The following is a 15,919-nucleotide window of genomic DNA, read 5'->3' as shown; positions in this document are numbered from 1 at the left end:
GGAAGAGTTCTATAACAGAGCGATCGACGCCGATCAAAAAAATGCAATCATCTTGGGAAACTATGCTCTCTTCCTAAAAGATATCCGAGAAGATTACGATAAGGCAGAAGAGTTCTATAACAGAGCGATCGAGGCTGATCAAAAAAATGCAACCGTCTTGGGAAGCTACGCTCTCTTCCTTGAGAATATCCGAAAAGAGGACGATAAAGCGGAAGAGTTCTATAACAGAGCGATCGACGCTGATCAAAAAAATGCAACTATCTTGTATAACTATGCTCTCTTCCTAAAAGATATCCGAAAAGAGTACGATAAGGCGGAAGAGTTCTATAACAGAGCGATCGATGCTGATCAAAAAAATGCAATCATCTTGGGAGGCTACGCTCTCTTCCTTAAGAATATCCGAAAAGAGTACGATAAGGCGGAAAAGTTCTATAACAGAGCCATCAAGGCTGATCAAAAAAATGCAGACATCTTGTGGAGCTACGCTCTCTTCCTTGAGAATATCCGAAAAGAGTACGATAAGGCGGAAGAGTTCTATAACAGAGCGATCGACGCTGATCAAAAAGATGCAACCATCTTGTGGAACTACGCTCTCTTCCTTGAGAATATCCGAAAAGAGTACGATAAGGCAGAAGAGTTCTATAACAGAGCGATAGACGCAGATCAAAAAAATGCAAACATCTTGAGGAGCTACGCTCTCTTCCTTAAAAATATCCGAAAAGAGTATGATAAGGCGGAAGAGTACTCCAAAAAAGCTTGTGAAATAGACTCTTTGTAATGGATCTTGATAAAAAACACCTTTTCAAGCAAAATCAAGACCTCTCTTTATAGGATAAAATTTAAGGTCATTACTTTCAATATTTGATCCTTAAATAGGAAATATAAAGCAAAACTTAACAAAAGGCAGACATAAGAAAGAGTCGGAAACAGGCCTTTCTGTTTCCGACTCTTTCTTTTATAACCAGTAAGCTATTGTTCTAATAGTGCCCTTTCGATCTGTTCGGCTTTCAGCACACCTTCCAATCTTGTATCTCCAATGTATATGGTCGGTATGAAACGAGGGCATTTGGTCTCAGACTCTTTTTGGTCTCTCTCCAAGGTCTCAAGATAGACACCGTTGTCCAAAATCTGCTCTGCTTCGACTCTATCCAGTCCGGCTTCTTCTGCTGCAGAAAGAAGCACTGCCCTGTCGGATAATACTTTACCTTCTGAAAAGAATGCTCTGCCAAGGGCTTCTTTCAAGGCAAAAAGAGTGTGAACATCTCCACTGAAACGACCCGATACCCACAGAAGCAAAGCAAGAGCTTCGGACGTATTGGAGACGACAGCATCATCCATTCCGTACTTTAAGCCATACTTGCCTGCCAGATGCTTCAGGACTCCGATTTTCTTGTCGATCTGTTCTTTCGCTGTTTCGTCAGATTCATCAAGTTGAGAACGGAAATGATACTGCTCTTCAGGAGTAAAGTGAGGGTATAAACGACAAGCCCGATAAGCCACTTCAACCCTATCCATATATCCCATAGCTTCGATTGTACGCTTGAGAACAACATCTCCGATGTAGCAGAAAGGACAGTTGAGATCTCCCCAAAATTCTATCTTGATCTTATCGTTTCTCTTCATCTGTGTGGGTTTCTAAGAACTGTTTCATATTACGAAATGCCTTTCCTCTGTGGCTGATGCTGTTCTTCAATGCCAATGGCATCTCTGAAAAGCTCTCTCCGAAACCATCCGGAATAAATATGGGATCATAACCAAAGCCATCTATACCTCTTGGGTCAGTAGCAATAACACCTTCTACTACCCCACTGAAAAGGTGCTCCTCTCCTCCGTGCAAGATAAGTGCAATGACGGTACGAAATCTGGCTCGTCTCAGCTCCGGCTCTTGAAAGTCTTGGAGTTCACGGAGAAGTTTGTCTACATTATCCTTGAAAGAGCAGTGCTCTCCCGCGTATCTCGCGCTGTATATGCCCGGAGCTCCGTTAAGTGCATCCACTTCCAATCCGGTATCGTCGGCAAATGCCATATCCACAGAAGGGTTCTTTGAAAAGACGTAACGAGCTTTGATAAGAGCGTTTTCTTCCAAACTGCTACCATCTTCGATGATCTCTTCGGTAAGTCCTATGTCGTTCAAGCTACGAAGATGAAGCCAGGATGGTAACATCTGAGCCACTTCATGAAGCTTGTGGTTATTATGCGTTGCAAATATTGCCTCCATAAGGTTGTTATCCCCAGAAAATAAGGTTTTCTACGACTTTATGCCATTTTTTTTTTCTTGGAAGAGGTTTTAATCGGATCAAATCCCTCTCCGTAAACACCCTTGACAAGGCTTTGAGTAATGAACGCTTTCTGGTCGCGTTCCTTTACAATCCTGAAGATTGTGGAACTTTCGCTACGTCTTGCCACAACCATCAAAACCCTTGCTTCGTTACCGGAGTAGGCTCCTTCGCCATAAAGATATGTTCCTCCGCGTCCGGTCTCTTCCATGATGGCTTCACTAATCTCTTTGGTCTTCTCGGAGAAGATGAAAAACTGCATACTCTGTCTATAACCATTCAGCACAAAGTCCAAAGTAAAGTTTACCAACATCACTTCTACAACAGAGAACACCAAGAGGTCGGGATTTCTGAAGACAAAATAAGAAGCACCGATGATAAACACGTCAATGATCATAAGTCCGGTTCCGATGGACATCGGCTTATATTTATTGATGATTGCAGCTATAATGTCCGTCCCTCCGGTAGAGCCATTTACAGTGAATACTATTCCTAAACCGATACCGCAAAGAATAGATCCTATGACCACCGCCATAAAAGGTTGATCGGCAAGTAGCGGCGTTTGGAAAAAGCTTTCAAAAGGAGGGATTATAAAGAACAATGCAACAACGCTGAAGAGTGTCTTTAGTGAAAACTGCCATCCTAAAACAACAAGTGCTATCACTATAAGGATACCATTGATAATGTTATATGGCCAAGCCACAGCAATGTCCAGAGTACGACCAATGAGTGTTGCAATACCCGCAAGACCTCCGGAGGTGATGTCGTGCGAAAGGATGAATGCCGTCCAACCAAAAGAGTAAACTAAAAGCCCGATGAAAATGACAACATAGTCGGAGATTGCATAGAGTTTTTTTGAGATCTTTCCCATGATTTCTAAACTATTAGAGAATGGTTATGTTTTTGTGTTTAATGTACTATGTTTATAATCTTTCCAGGAACAACTATCACTTTTTTAGGAGTAGCTCCCGAAAGCCATTTGGTTGTGTCCGGATGTGATAAAGCAACTTTCTCCACTTCATTCTTACCCATATCTGCAGGGAGAGGGAGTTGGAAACGCACCTTGCCATTGAAAGACACAGGATAATTTATCTCGGCTTCAACCAGGTATTGCTCTTCCAACGCCGGGAAAGGCTCTTGAGTAATAGTCTTTTCATGTCCGAGATACTGCCACAACTCTTCTGCCAAGTGTGGGGCAAAAGGAGAAAGTAAAATCGTAAGAGGCTCTAAAATCTGTCTCTTACTGCAACGACCGGCTTGCAACTCATTAACGCAGATCATAAAGGCACTGACGCAGGTATTAAAAGAGAAAGACTCGATTCCCTGCCCTAACTTCTTGATAAGAGTGTGCAAGATTTTATACTCTTCCGAAGAAGGTTTTTCATCCGTGATATTATCGTATAGTCCGACGAACTTTCTCAAGAAACGATGAACACCATCTATACCCTTAGTATCCCAAGGCTTAGATTGCTCCAACGGACCTAAAAACATTTCGTATAGTCTGAGCGTATCCGCTCCATATTGCGCAACAATATCATCAGGATTGACTACATTGAAGAGACTCTTACTCATCTTTTCTACTGCGTAACCACAGATATACTCTCCATCTTCGAGGATAAACTCTGCTGTTGCAAACTCCGGCATCCATCTTTTGAATGCATCCAAGTCTAAACGATCGTTATGAACAATATTTACATCGACATGTATTGCAGTAGTATCATACTGATCTTTCAAACCAAGAGAGACAAACGTATTGGTCTCCTTGATTCTATAAACAAAATTGGATCGTCCTTGTATCATTCCTTGGTTAATAAGTTTCTTGAAGGGTTCATCTTCACAAATGATGCCTAAATCAAACAAGAACTTATTCCAAAAACGACTATATATAAGGTGTCCGGTGGCATGTTCCGTCCCTCCGATATAGAGATCTACATTCTTCCAATATTCGTTCTTTTGCTTGTCAACCAAAGCCTCCGGATTATGAGGATCCATATACCTCAAATAGTACGCAGAAGATCCGGCAAATCCGGGCATCGTTGAGAGCTCTAAGGGATAGCCGTCTTGGGTCTTCCAGTCCTTTGCTCGACCGAGAGGAGGCTCTCCTGATTCTGTTGGAAGAAACTTATCTACCTCCGGCAATTCAAGTGGAAGTTGCTCTTCCGGTAGAGGATAAGGCATTCCCTCTTTGTAATAGATAGGAAAAGGCTCTCCCCAATATCTCTGACGACTGAATATGGCATCACGAAGACGGAAATTGGTTTTAACTCGTCCCAAGTCATGGTCGTGGATATAATTCTTCATCTCGGCAATAGCATCTCTTACCGACAGTCCATTAAGAAAATCAGAGTTTATCATGACTCCCTCTTTACTGTCCAAGCTATCTTTCCACTCCTCTACCGGCAAAAGTTCTCCGTCCAGAGGTTTTACAACCGGAAGTATAGGCAAGCCAAAGTGGTGAGCAAAGGCAAAGTCTCTACTATCATGAGCAGGAACAGCCATGATTGCACCGGTTCCATATCCGGAAAGGACATAATCGCTAATCCAGATGGGAATTGGCTGCTTTGTAATAGGATGGATGGCATAACCTCCCGTAAATACACCGGTCACTCGACGATCAGAAATACGCTCACGCTCAGTTTTCTTTTTCGTCGCATCCAGATAAGCTTCCACTTCTTCCCTATACTCGGAGGAAGTGATGACACTCACATATTCGCTTTCGGGAGCCAGTACCATGAAGGAGACTCCAAACAAAGTATCTGCTCTTGTGGTAAACACAGTGATCACAGCATCGGAATCTGCTATATGAAACTTTATCTCTGCCCCTTCACTTTTACCAATCCAGTTGCGCTGTGTTTCTTTAAGCGATTCTGTCCAGTTCAAACCTTCCAAGCCGCTTAAAAGCCTGTCTGCATAAGCAGAAATACGCAGGCACCACTGCTTCATCTTGCGTTGTTCTACCGGATGTCCTCCGCGAACAGAGAGACCTTCGCTGACTTCATCGTTGGCAAGAACCGTACCTAAAGCAGCACACCAGTTTACCATTGTTTCTCCAAGGTATGCTATCCGATAGTTCATCAAGATCTCTTGCTGCTCTTTCTCACTTTTCCCCTTCCATTCCTCTGCGGTAAAATAAATTTCATCGGAGCAAGCAACATCAAGTCCCTCTGTTCCTTTATGCTCAAAGTGAGACACTAGTTGTTCTATGGGAAGAGCTTTATTCTGTATGTTGTCGTAATAAGAGCCAAACATCCTTAAAAATGCCCATTGAGTCCACTTATAATAACCCGGCTCAGAAGTGCGAATCTCTCTATCCCAATCATAACCGAAACCGATCTTGGCAAGCTGTTCTTTGTATCGATCAATATTTTTATAGGTCGTTACTTCAGGGTGCTGGCCTGTTTGAATGGCATACTGCTCTGCCGGTAAGCCATACGCATCGAAGCCCATAGGATGCAAAACATTAAATCCTTTATGTGTCTTGTATCTTGCATATATATCTGATGCAATATATCCTAATGGGTGCCCCACATGTAACCCGGCTCCGGAGGGATATGGAAACATATCCAATATGTAAAATTTCGGACGAGATGTGTCTTCAACAATCTTATACGTTGAGTTTTTTGACCAGTAGTCTTGCCACTTTTTTTCTATGGTCGAAAAGTTATATTCCATACTCTGATTTTTACTACTTAAATATTGTGCAAAGATAACAAAAACGATGTAGAGATAAATCAGCTAACAGCTTCTATTTTAAGATAAAATCAGACACTCTGAAGTGAATTATTAAACTCCTTTGAAAGCGCAAGAAAAGAATCAAAAGAAGCCTTTCCCTATACAAAACAGAAGAAAACACACACAAGAATTGGTTTTTGAGAAAAAATGTTTTACTTTGCGCCAAGTTTGTACTCCGGAAGACGGATTGTGTTTTCTTCGGAGAAAGAATAATTAAAAGAACCTATAACGACAACTAAATCACTATGTACTGGACACTAGAACTTGCATCAAAATTGGAAGATGCGCCATGGCCTGCAAGCAAGGATGAACTTATAGACTATGCTCAGCGATCCGGAGCACCTATGGAAGTCATAGAAAACTTACAAGAAATAGAAGAAGAAGGTGAGATATATGACTCTATTGAAGATATTTGGGCAGACTATCCCAGTAAAGAAGATTTTTTCTTTAACGAGGAAGAGTATTGATCTTCTGTCCGGACAGCGAAAGAAAACAAAAGCAATACCGCTCAACCATAGCGATATTGCTTTTGTTTTATGACAGATGATTCGTCTGAACGACTTCCATTACAATAGAAATTGCTAAATTAGCACCTGTATATGGCTGTCCTCAAATTACATTTGAACGAACAAAATACAAACTATAAAATATCTTAGCATAATGAACAGTAAAAGCTTCTTTTCTTTTGTAGTAATACTTGCGACTCTCTTGGCCGGATTCGCCTATGCACAAGACTTCAACAAGAATGAAAATAGACAATATGACCTACCTGAATCTCCTAAATTTGTAGAAGCAGAAAGAGTCGTTAAGATAACTGTTAAGCAGTCCAATAGAAACTATTTAGAACTTATTTCCGATTCCAAATACGCAAAAGGCACGGAAATACAAGTAGATAATGGGAAAGTAAAAGTTGTTGGGCCTAAGAAAATTCCTTTTACAAAGAATAGCAGAATAGAATTTATACTACATGTAACAGACCTATCTGTTCTACGAGGCTTTTCTCTACAAGGAGCATCTACAATCCTTGTCAATTCAAGTCAATCCACAAACATAGACAAACTTGCAATAGAACTTTCCGGAGCATCATCTTTTGGTTGTTCTGCGGACATTCGGGAGTTGGACGTTGAGCTTTCTGGGGCATCAACAGCAAGGATATCCGGGAACTTTGACAAAGTTGACTGTGAACTATCCGGAGCTTCTAATATTGATATGTCCGGGCACACACGCTTGTTAAATCTAGAAATATCAGGAGCTTCGTCTGCAAACTTAAAAAAACTGCTTACTAAAGTAGGTAAGGTTGAAGTTTCAGGAGCAAGCTCAGCCACAACCAATGTCAACACCGAACTCTATTATGGTGTCTATGGTAGTTCTTTGTTAACTAATGCAAGTGAAAAAGTTCCGGAAATTCGACGTGGAGAAACAAGTGGATTTTCAAAGTTTAATCAGAAATAATTTCCGAATATGCGAGAAAGCAAGAGATTGACAACGATATTGGCACTTCTGTGCTGTGCCGTAGCATTAATGATTGCCAAATGCACGTTTAAGCGTAGTGCATCTTACAATGACAGGATTGTTGTACATACTTCGGAGGACAGGAACAAAAAAGAGATTCCAGAGGAAGGAGAATTAGAGGACTTTGATGTAGTAGAAATTGAAGGAAATATTCTATTAGACTTTATCTATGATAAGGAGGTTAAGCACACCATATATGAAATAGTAGATCAAGACCTCTCGGAAGAAGATATTTTATTCAAGATCTCTAAACAAGACAACAGAAAAGTTTTAAGGATTGTGGACTATAGACATGATTCTGACAATGAACAAATCTATATAAAAATAAAATCCCGAAAGATGAACTTCACGGACATTAGTTTAGACAAAGCTGCATCGGCAAAATTTTCAATTGGTGAAAAGTGGCTTTCCAAACTTAATGCAGAAATCAATAAAGCCGGAAGTTTCTCATTGCAGGGTAATATTGATACCCTTACAGTAGTAACTCAAGATGCATCAACTCTGCTCTTTTCAGGAGATGTAAATATTTTCCATCTTAAATTGGCAGATGCATCTGAGGCAACCTTAGAAGGGAGTTCCAAATATCTTAAAGCGTCAGTACTAAGAGCCTCCGAACTACTTGCAGGTACGTTTAAAACAGACAGCATAGACCTAAAGCTGCTAAACTCATCCGAAGCATTATTAAGCTCTGATAAGGTTAATAAGAACGACATAGACAATTCTTCAAAACTTATTATCTCTTCTCCGGAAGAAAATAAAAGTTCCAAAACTCCTACAAGGACAGACTCCGTAGATGTTAATGCAAAAACTTATCGTCTCTAAGATCTTTCAGCACACTCTTGGGGTCATTCTGATCTTATCTTGTCTCTCTTGTACATCTAATGATAAGACAGATTCTAAGCCAGAAATTGTGGTAAGTATTTCTCCACAGAGATTCTTTGCAGAAAAACTGTTAGGAGACATCGCCAACGTAAGAGTATTGGTTCCTCCTGGAGCAAACCCTGAGTCCTTTGATCCTACACCCAATACCCTTCTCTCCTTATCATCATGTAAGGTATTCTTTTACATGGGAAGTTTGCTTATGGAGAAAACTTTGGTCAATACCATCAATGAGAATGGAATAAAGAGTGTAGATCTTTCAAACTATGTTCCTAAAGAAATTATGGAAGCATATGGGTCAGATCATATTTGTTCTCATCCGGGGCATGTCCACTCAAGCATGGGAGATCCTCATTATTGGTCTTCTATTCTTGGAGGACGTGCAATAGCAAAAGGGATGTTTGAAACATTCCAAGCTATTTTTCCTAAGCATAAAGATTTATTGGAAAAGAACTATGATCAGCTTATCCATGAAATGGATTTATTGGAAAAAGAGATAGAACTACTAAAATCAAACTCTTCAACTCGCTCATTTGTAATCTTTCATCCCTCTCTCTCTTTCTTTTCGGGGGAATGGGGACTCTCTCAAATAGCAGTGGAACACGAAGGCAAAGAGCCTACTCCCAAGCATATAGAGAAGATATTAAAGGAGGCAAAAGACCAAGATGCAAGAGCTGTATTGCTTCAAAAAGAGTTTTCAAGCAGCTCCGTGGAAGCTATTGCCAAGTCTTTATCTCTTCCTACTCACACCATAAATCCGCTATCCGAAGAATGGGATAAGGAGCTATTAGCTACAGCAAAAGCGATATTCAACTAATGCCTTTACTAATAAAAGCTATAGATATTGTAGCCGGATATGATGGGGATATCATTCTTCCAAGAGTATCGTTTGAAATCTCTTCTAACGATTTTATAGGTATTATTGGCCCCAATGGTGGGGGAAAGACAACTTTGATAAAAGTACTATTAGGAATGATAAAGCCTTTCTCCGGAAAAGTTCTTTATGGAGAAGAGGGCACCCTATTTCCGACATTTGGAATTGGTTATCTTCCGCAACAAAGTAGCATAGACAAACAGTTTCCCATATCTGTCTATGATGTAGTGAGTAGTGGATTGGTAAAAAGCTGGAACAAAGGTATAAAAGACATCTATAATATTCGGCAGAAAGTGGAAGATATGCTCAAAAGAGTACACATGATCGACTACAAAGATGCTCACATAGGAAAACTATCCGGAGGACAACTCCAACGCATACTTCTTGCTCGCGCATTGGTGTCTTCTCCAGCTCTGCTTATATTAGATGAACCTAATACGTATGTAGATAAACGTTTTGAGGGTCATCTCTACTCTCTTCTTCCCGAAATAAACAAAGAGACCGCCATTATAGTGATCTCTCATGATGTTGGAAGTGTTCAAAAATTAGTGCGAACGATTTTCTGTGTGGATAGAGATCTTCATATCCACCACGATGTTCAATCCTTAGCAAGCAATCCGACGGACCATACTATTGTATAATATCTGTTCTTTTTCAAGGTTGTTATCCGTTGAGATTGTTCTATAAAAGAAAAGCTGTCCAAATGATCATCTGGACAGCTTCTATTCTTTTTATAACAAGAAGGTACAAAGTCTCTTATTTTTCTCTCATTGGAACAAGATACTTATTAGCAATGATGTGGAAAAGGAAACCACCGACCACAGCAATTAACCCCACAACCAAAAGAGTATTGCTTTGGATATTTCCTCTAAGACCAACAAAGATCAAAATTGCGGCACCGATAAGTTCAATAATGATGCCTAAGTATTTCAGTATGCCCATAATGCTGTTACTTTATATAGTATGTTTATTATTCTTTCTCTAAATTCGTCTCGCTCTATAAAGGCGATATCACTGCAAATAAAGCCATTTTTATTGATTCTACAAAAAAGATTAAGAGAAAAATGCCATTATCTAAATTTCAAAAGAAGATTCTTTCTTGCCCCATTCAAAAACGCTTGAATCGTCATTCTTTGCTTACTTGGAGGTTGAAGTTCAAGAAGTTCCACAGACTTTCCGTCCGCAGCAATTACTCTCAAAAAACTCTTTCCATCTGTCTCACATATTCCTGGAGCAGAATTGGAGACATGATCTCCAATTTTCGCATCATACACCTTAAACTGTAAAGAGTTCCCTTCTTCATCTTCACACTCAGCTAAAGCAGCAGGATAGGGAGACATGGCCCTTATAGTAAGCAAGAGGGATTCTGCATTAGATTGTGTAAACGAGAGGAGCTGATCTTCCTTAAAAATCTTCGGAGCGGATGGAGCTTGTGCTGCAGCTATCGGATCTTGTGGAATACCATCTGAAATAGTGCCATCAAACAGCCCATCTATGGTTTTTGCTACCAAGAATTTCCCCCTATTCATCAGTTTGTTGTGTAGAGAACCCGCATTATCTACAGGCTCTATATTCACCTCTTCTTGCAACAATATTCGTCCGGTATCTATTTCTTCATCTAATAAAAATGTGGTAATTCCGGTACGTGTTTCTCCATTCTGGATAGCTCTATTGATCGGTGCTGCTCCTCTGTACGCAGGTAATAAGCTTGCATGAAGATTAAAAGTCCCCAGGGCTGGCATATTCCAAACAATCTTAGGAAGCATCCTGAATGCTACTACGACAAATATCTCTGCTCTCCATGCCTGCAAAGAAGATACAAACTTCAAATCTTTAAGGCTTTCCGGTTGCAACAGGGGGAGATTATTAGACTCTGCCACAACTTTCACAGCTGATGGTTGCATCTTGTGTCCTCTTCCGGCAGGTCTATCAGGAACAGTTACCACTCCGGCTATGTTGTATTTCTCAGATACAAGATAGTCTAAAATATGAGCAGCAAACTCCGGTGTTCCAAAGAATACTATCGATCTTTGTTTATTGTTTTCAGACATTTTATTATCCGTCAAAATTGGTTATTAGAAGATCTCTGTAACTATTAAATATTTTAGACTTGGAGACAAATCCCAAATAACAACCTTTTTCATCCAATACAGGCAAGTTCCAAGCCCCTGTGTCATCAAATTGGTGCATCACCTCTTCCATAGTCAAGCTAACATTTACCCTCGCCGGAGGTGATACCATAAACTTCTGCACCAGAAATCTGTCGTATAGTTCTGGGCGAAACATGATGTTCCTAATATTATCCAGCAATACTATCCCAACCAACTTTCTGCCCTCTGTAAGTACCGGAAAAAGGTTTCTTTTACTCTCTCCAAAGACTTGTACCATCTCGCCTAAGGTCATATCCGGCCTAAGCTCACTAAAATCCGTTTCTATTACGTTCTCCACATGTAGAAGTGTAAGGATAGCTTGATCTTTCCTGTGAGTCAGCAGTTTACCTTTCTCTGCTAAACGAAGAGAGTAGATATTATGTGGAAGGAATATCTTATTGGTAGCATACGAACTTATAGAGACCACCATCAGAGGTAGAAACAGATCATACCCGCCGGTAAGTTCGGCAATAAGGAATACTCCTGTCAGAGGTGCATGCATTATACCAGCCATCACCCCTGCCATGCCCATAAGAGCAAAGTTTTTTGTCGGAAGATATGGAGCAAATGGAGCGTAGTTGAGTAAGTATGCAAAAAGGAATCCTGTCAAGCATCCTAAGAAAAGACTTGGTGCAAATACTCCCCCACACCCACCTCCGGAATTGGTAGTTACAGTTGCGAATACTTTCATCAAAATACTCAGAACAACAAATATCGGTAACACCCAAAAGAGATTATCCATATTGGCAAAGATGGTATTCTTCAATATAGAATTCGGATGACCATTAATAAGAGCATTGATAGTGAGGTATCCTTCTCCATACAGTGTTGGTATAAGAAAGATAAGAGCACTCAATATCGAAGCACACAAAGCATAGCGTACCCAATAGCTTGGTATCTTTTTTAAACGTGTCTCAAGAGAAAAAGAAATCTTCGTAAAGTAAAGAGAGACCAAACCACACATCACCCCCAAACATATCACAAACGGAATACGCTCAAGTGTAAACATCTCCGAGTGAGAAAACCCAAACATAGGTTCTGTTCCGAAGGCTACGTAAGAGAGCGTTGCTGCAGTAACAGAGGAGATAAGCAATGGCAGTACGGATGATAGTGTAAGATCCAACATGAGAACCTCTATCACAAATACCAAACCGGTGATAGGAGCCTTAAAAATACCCGCAACAGCTCCGGCAACACCACAACCGACAAGCAACATCAGATTTCGCTGCTCCAACCGGAAAGCTCTACCAATATTACTACCGATCGCGGCTCCTGTCAGAACGATTGGAGATTCGGCTCCGACAGATCCTCCAAATCCAATTGTCATACTTGAAGCAACAAGAGAAGACCACATATTGTGCGGTTTTATCCTACTTTTCTTCTGACTCAAAGCGTAGAGAATCTTGGTAACGCCATGGCTTATATCATCCTTCAGAATGTACCTTACAAAAATTCCGGAAAGCAATATTCCCAGAACGGGAAAGATGAGATAAGAAAAGTTGAGCCGTTGAGTGGCGGTAGTATAAATGACTAAATCCTGAATCTCGTGAATGATAGTCTTAAGAAGACCTGCAGCGAATGAGCTGCAAATACCTATCAAGAATGCTACAATAAGAATAAACAGCCCTTCTTTGATATACTTTTCCCGCCAAAGTAAGACCTTCAGAAAGAACGAATCTATATCTTTTATCAGTTTCATCTATCCTCTTATGATCTTTATAGAACCTTCAACATCGAGTTTTATTATCTTGGAAGCCGTAGTAGGCTTGCGATCTTGTTGCCTGAAGCTGACCACGTAATCCACTCCGGACTTTATCTCCTCGCCTATCTCCTCAAAGTTTCGAGGAGCACTCTCTCCGCTGATATTTGCAGAAGTAGACACAAGAGGGCGTTTAATTTTGTTGCACAATGCTTTGCAGAAAGCATCATCAGGGATACGTATGCCGGCACTTCCATCCTCAGCCTTCAAGAGAGCACTTACTCCCGTAACATTCGGATAGATAATGGTAAGAGGTTCTGTCGCCAATTCTACCAGATCATACGCTATTTCGGGCACCTCTGGCATATATCTTTCAAGCCATCCGCTGTGTTCCATAAGTGTAATGAGCGCCTTAGAGTCTGCTCGCCTCTTTAGTTCAAAAACCTTAGATACCGCTATATCATTCGTCGCATCACAGCCTATTCCCCAAATTGTATCTGTCGGATAGAGGATCAAACCTCCTTCGAGTACCGTCTTTACAGCTTTTTCCAGATCTTGGGCGTCATAACGTTGTTCTACAGATCTGTCCATTGATTACATTTTTATTATTCTTTAATTATGGATAGCGAATATAGGCATTTCCAAGCAATTGCATGGTCTGACTCGTTAAAATATTTTCCTATCTTTGTGTTTAAGACACGGAAAGATTTCTTTCACGGTAAAAATCTATAAAAGAAAGACTCTCCAAAACTATAACACAAAAGATGAAAGCACACAATAATACGCTCATAGATGCTATTCAGGGCTACCCCATTACTCATACACCGATATGGATGATGAGACAAGCCGGACGCTATCTTCCGGAGTACATGAAGATACGGGAGGAAGTAGGCTCTTTCATGGGCATGTGTACACGCCCCGACATTGCTGCGGAGATTACTCTTCAACCGTTAAGGCGTTTTCCGTTGGATGCCGTTATTATCTTTTCCGATATTCTTACCGTTCCCGATGCCATGGGACTCGGTCTCTACTTCGAGGAGAATCAAGGTCCTCTGTTCAAGCATCCTATCCGAACGGAAAGAGATATCAAACAGCTGGAGTTTGATAGTCCATTGTCCATGGAGAAGTTGTCCTATGTCATGGAAGCTATCAAGGAGACAAAGAAAAGGCTCGAGGGTGCAGTACCGCTGATAGGCTTTTGCGGCAGTCCTTTTACGCTTGCTTGCTACATGATAGAGGGCAGTGGAAGCAAACGGTTCATACAGACCAGACGGATGATGTACAGCCGTCCGGATCTTTTGCACAGACTATTGAGCGTACTCTCTCAAGCCCTTATCTCCTATCTTGTTGGGCAGGTGCGTGCCGGAGCAAGTGTTTTACAGATCTTCGACACATGGGGAGGGATACTTTCCACTCCGTCGTTCAAGACTTTCAGCCTGGCATACACACAGGAGGTCATGGAAGGAGTCCGAAAAGCATTGGGTGAGTCCGCTCCCCCCATTATCTGCTTCACGAAAGATGCTCCTCTTGCGTGGTATAAGCTCTATAAGGAGTCGGGTGCATCCGTTATAGGAGTGGATTGGCGCCACGAGCTCTCTTCCGTTGCGGAGGCTTTGCCTCGGATGCCATTGCAGGGCAATTCGGATCCATTCCTTTTGCTTGGTGATCCGGAAGCCATAAGGGCGAGAGCGAGAGAGATATTGGATCAGGTTCCTGCCGATACGCCTCACATCTTCAACTTAGGGCACGGCATAGACCGAGAGACGCCGGTAGAACACGTGGCGGCACTAGTGGATGAAGTTCGCCGCTACTCTTCTGGAAAGAAACAGCAATAATTTTGTATTTATCACTATATAGTTTTTCACACTAAAACAAATCGTTACACTATGATTCCAAAGACACTTAAACAAGCTATTGACGAACAGATCAAGCTGGAGCTTAATGCTTCCCATATCTATCTTTCCATGTCCATCTACCTTTCCAATGAGGGATGGTCCGGTTTTGCAAAATGGTTTGCAAAGCAAGCCGATGAAGAGTATCAGCACGCCATTACGATGATCAGATACGTCCTTTCGCGCGGTGAGACGCCCATCCTTGCAGGAGTGGAAGCTCCGGAGTCCGACTTCAAGTCCGTCCTACACACATTTGAAAAGAGCTACGAGCACGAATGTAACGTTTCCAAAGCGATCAACAACATCGTAACCATTGCTATCAAGGAGACGGACTATGCCACAGAAAACTTCTTCCGCACGTTTGTGGACGAACAAGTAGAGGAGGAAGAGACTGTTGTGGATATTATAAACAAGCTCAAGCTGATAGATAAGAATCCTGCCGGTCTTATGACATTGGACAGCCAGTTGGGAGCAAGATAAGCCTTGCTCGGCGGCTGCCTTGCACGGGTAAACTTTTTCTTTTACCTTTGTGCCTGAAATTTATGGCGCCCAGATGGTGGAATTGGTAGACACGAAGGACTTAAAATCCTTTAGCCATTGCGGCTGTACGGGTTCGAGTCCCGTTCCGGGCACTTCTAAAGACTCTTGCAAAAGGCTGTTTCATCCTTACAAGAGTCTTTTTTATACCTGTTTCCCCCGACAACGTAACATCTCCGAAGAAAGGAGCTCCACATCATTGTTTCGAGATCTCGGTACTCTGTTTTGCCTCAAGACCAAGCCTCGTGTCGGCTCTTCTCTCCCGAACATCTGCTTTTATCTGCGACTGTAACGGAAAAACAGTCCGGAACAACGACTCTTTCAACGAGAAGAATAAACTCTCTTACTAACAAGTAAAAATAGTTTTT

At 41.4% G+C, this 15,919-nt stretch carries 16 protein-coding genes and 1 tRNA gene; 9 read left to right on the top strand and 8 right to left on the bottom strand.

Annotated features, from left to right (window positions below; genetic code table 11):
* Positions 1-778 (top strand): tetratricopeptide repeat protein (locus tag HQ29_RS08590; RefSeq protein ID WP_152566524.1); only part of this gene is annotated, 778 nt, incomplete at its 5' end.
* Between the two features lie 191 nt (positions 779-969).
* On the opposite strand, the gene HQ29_RS08585 is transcribed toward HQ29_RS08590, so the two are convergent.
* Genes HQ29_RS08585 through leuS form a run of 4 tightly spaced genes read right to left on the bottom strand, consistent with a single transcriptional unit; the run spans position 970 to position 5,948 of the window.
* Complete coding sequence (locus HQ29_RS08585; RefSeq protein ID WP_036869220.1) at positions 970-1,623, bottom strand: DsbA family oxidoreductase; 654 nt, start codon at positions 1,621-1,623, stop codon at positions 970-972.
* Positions 1,607-2,218, bottom strand: coding sequence for an RdgB/HAM1 family non-canonical purine NTP pyrophosphatase (gene rdgB / locus HQ29_RS08580; protein WP_036869217.1), 612 nt, complete (start codon positions 2,216-2,218; stop codon positions 1,607-1,609). The genes HQ29_RS08585 and rdgB overlap by 17 nt, the downstream gene beginning before the upstream one ends.
* A 38-nt stretch (positions 2,219-2,256) precedes the next feature.
* The gene (locus HQ29_RS08575; protein ID WP_036869215.1) at positions 2,257-3,147 is read right to left on the bottom strand and encodes a YitT family protein; all 891 of its coding nucleotides are present in this window, start codon (positions 3,145-3,147) and stop codon (positions 2,257-2,259) included.
* Positions 3,148-3,185: 38 nt separating this feature from the next.
* Positions 3,186-5,948 (bottom strand): leucine--tRNA ligase, encoded by a 2,763-nt coding sequence (gene leuS, locus HQ29_RS08570; protein WP_036869212.1) that lies wholly within the window; start codon positions 5,946-5,948, stop codon positions 3,186-3,188.
* 305 nt (positions 5,949-6,253) lie between these two features.
* On the opposite strand from leuS, the gene HQ29_RS08565 reads away from it, so the two are divergent.
* The 5 genes from HQ29_RS08565 (at position 6,254) to HQ29_RS08545 (ending at position 9,914) form a co-directional block, all read left to right on the top strand.
* A complete protein-coding gene (locus HQ29_RS08565) occupies positions 6,254-6,475 on the top strand; it encodes a DUF2795 domain-containing protein (RefSeq protein ID WP_036788734.1) in 222 nt (73 codons plus the stop codon).
* Positions 6,476-6,668: 193 nt separating this feature from the next.
* Entirely contained in the window at positions 6,669-7,460 is a 792-nt protein-coding gene (locus HQ29_RS08560; protein WP_036869210.1) for a GIN domain-containing protein, read from the top strand.
* Between the two features lie 27 nt (positions 7,461-7,487).
* Positions 7,488-8,342 (top strand): hypothetical protein, encoded by an 855-nt coding sequence (locus HQ29_RS08555; protein ID WP_161781574.1) that lies wholly within the window; start codon positions 7,488-7,490, stop codon positions 8,340-8,342.
* Positions 8,320-9,216, top strand: a complete 897-nt coding sequence (locus HQ29_RS08550; RefSeq protein ID WP_036862590.1) for a metal ABC transporter solute-binding protein, Zn/Mn family — start codon at positions 8,320-8,322, stop codon at positions 9,214-9,216. Before HQ29_RS08555 ends, HQ29_RS08550 begins: the two co-directional genes overlap by 23 nt.
* Positions 9,216-9,914: a metal ABC transporter ATP-binding protein gene (locus HQ29_RS08545; RefSeq protein WP_052079259.1), complete on the top strand. Its 699-nt coding sequence runs from the start codon at positions 9,216-9,218 to the stop codon at positions 9,912-9,914. Before HQ29_RS08550 ends, HQ29_RS08545 begins: the two co-directional genes overlap by 1 nt.
* 115 nt (positions 9,915-10,029) lie before the next feature.
* Here HQ29_RS08545 and HQ29_RS08540 read toward each other — a convergent pair whose 3' ends face one another.
* The 4 genes from HQ29_RS08540 to HQ29_RS08525 form a co-directional block, all read right to left on the bottom strand.
* Complete coding sequence (locus tag HQ29_RS08540; protein WP_036788723.1) at positions 10,030-10,215, bottom strand: hypothetical protein; 186 nt, start codon at positions 10,213-10,215, stop codon at positions 10,030-10,032.
* A 128-nt stretch (positions 10,216-10,343) separates the two neighbouring features.
* Positions 10,344-11,324 carry a methionyl-tRNA formyltransferase gene (gene fmt, locus HQ29_RS08535; RefSeq protein WP_036869208.1) on the bottom strand — a complete coding sequence of 327 codons (981 nt, stop codon included), beginning with the start codon at positions 11,322-11,324 and terminating at the stop codon, positions 10,344-10,346.
* Positions 11,325-11,328: 4 nt separating this feature from the next.
* A complete protein-coding gene (locus HQ29_RS08530) occupies positions 11,329-13,122 on the bottom strand; it encodes a chloride channel protein (protein ID WP_036869205.1) in 1,794 nt (597 codons plus the stop codon).
* Complete coding sequence (locus HQ29_RS08525) at positions 13,123-13,713, bottom strand: L-threonylcarbamoyladenylate synthase (protein ID WP_036862579.1); 591 nt, start codon at positions 13,711-13,713, stop codon at positions 13,123-13,125.
* A 173-nt stretch (positions 13,714-13,886) separates the two neighbouring features.
* Here HQ29_RS08525 and hemE point away from each other — a divergent pair, with 173 nt between their 5' ends.
* The 3 genes from hemE to HQ29_RS08510 all read left to right on the top strand — a co-directional run bounded on the left by hemE (position 13,887) and on the right by HQ29_RS08510 (position 15,646).
* Entirely contained in the window at positions 13,887-14,957 is a 1,071-nt protein-coding gene (hemE, locus tag HQ29_RS08520) for a uroporphyrinogen decarboxylase (protein WP_036869203.1), read from the top strand.
* 51 nt (positions 14,958-15,008) lie between these two features.
* Entirely contained in the window at positions 15,009-15,494 is a 486-nt protein-coding gene (locus tag HQ29_RS08515; protein ID WP_036862574.1) for a ferritin, read from the top strand.
* 67 nt (positions 15,495-15,561) lie between these two features.
* A tRNA-Leu gene (locus tag HQ29_RS08510) sits at positions 15,562-15,646 on the top strand.
* The last annotated feature ends 273 nt before the right edge of the window (positions 15,647-15,919 follow it).

It is taken from the genome of Porphyromonas canoris (assembly GCF_000765975.1).
Taxonomy (GTDB): Bacteria; Bacteroidota; Bacteroidia; order Bacteroidales; family Porphyromonadaceae; genus Porphyromonas_A; species Porphyromonas_A canoris.
This window is presented reverse-complemented; position numbering and strand designations above follow the sequence as displayed.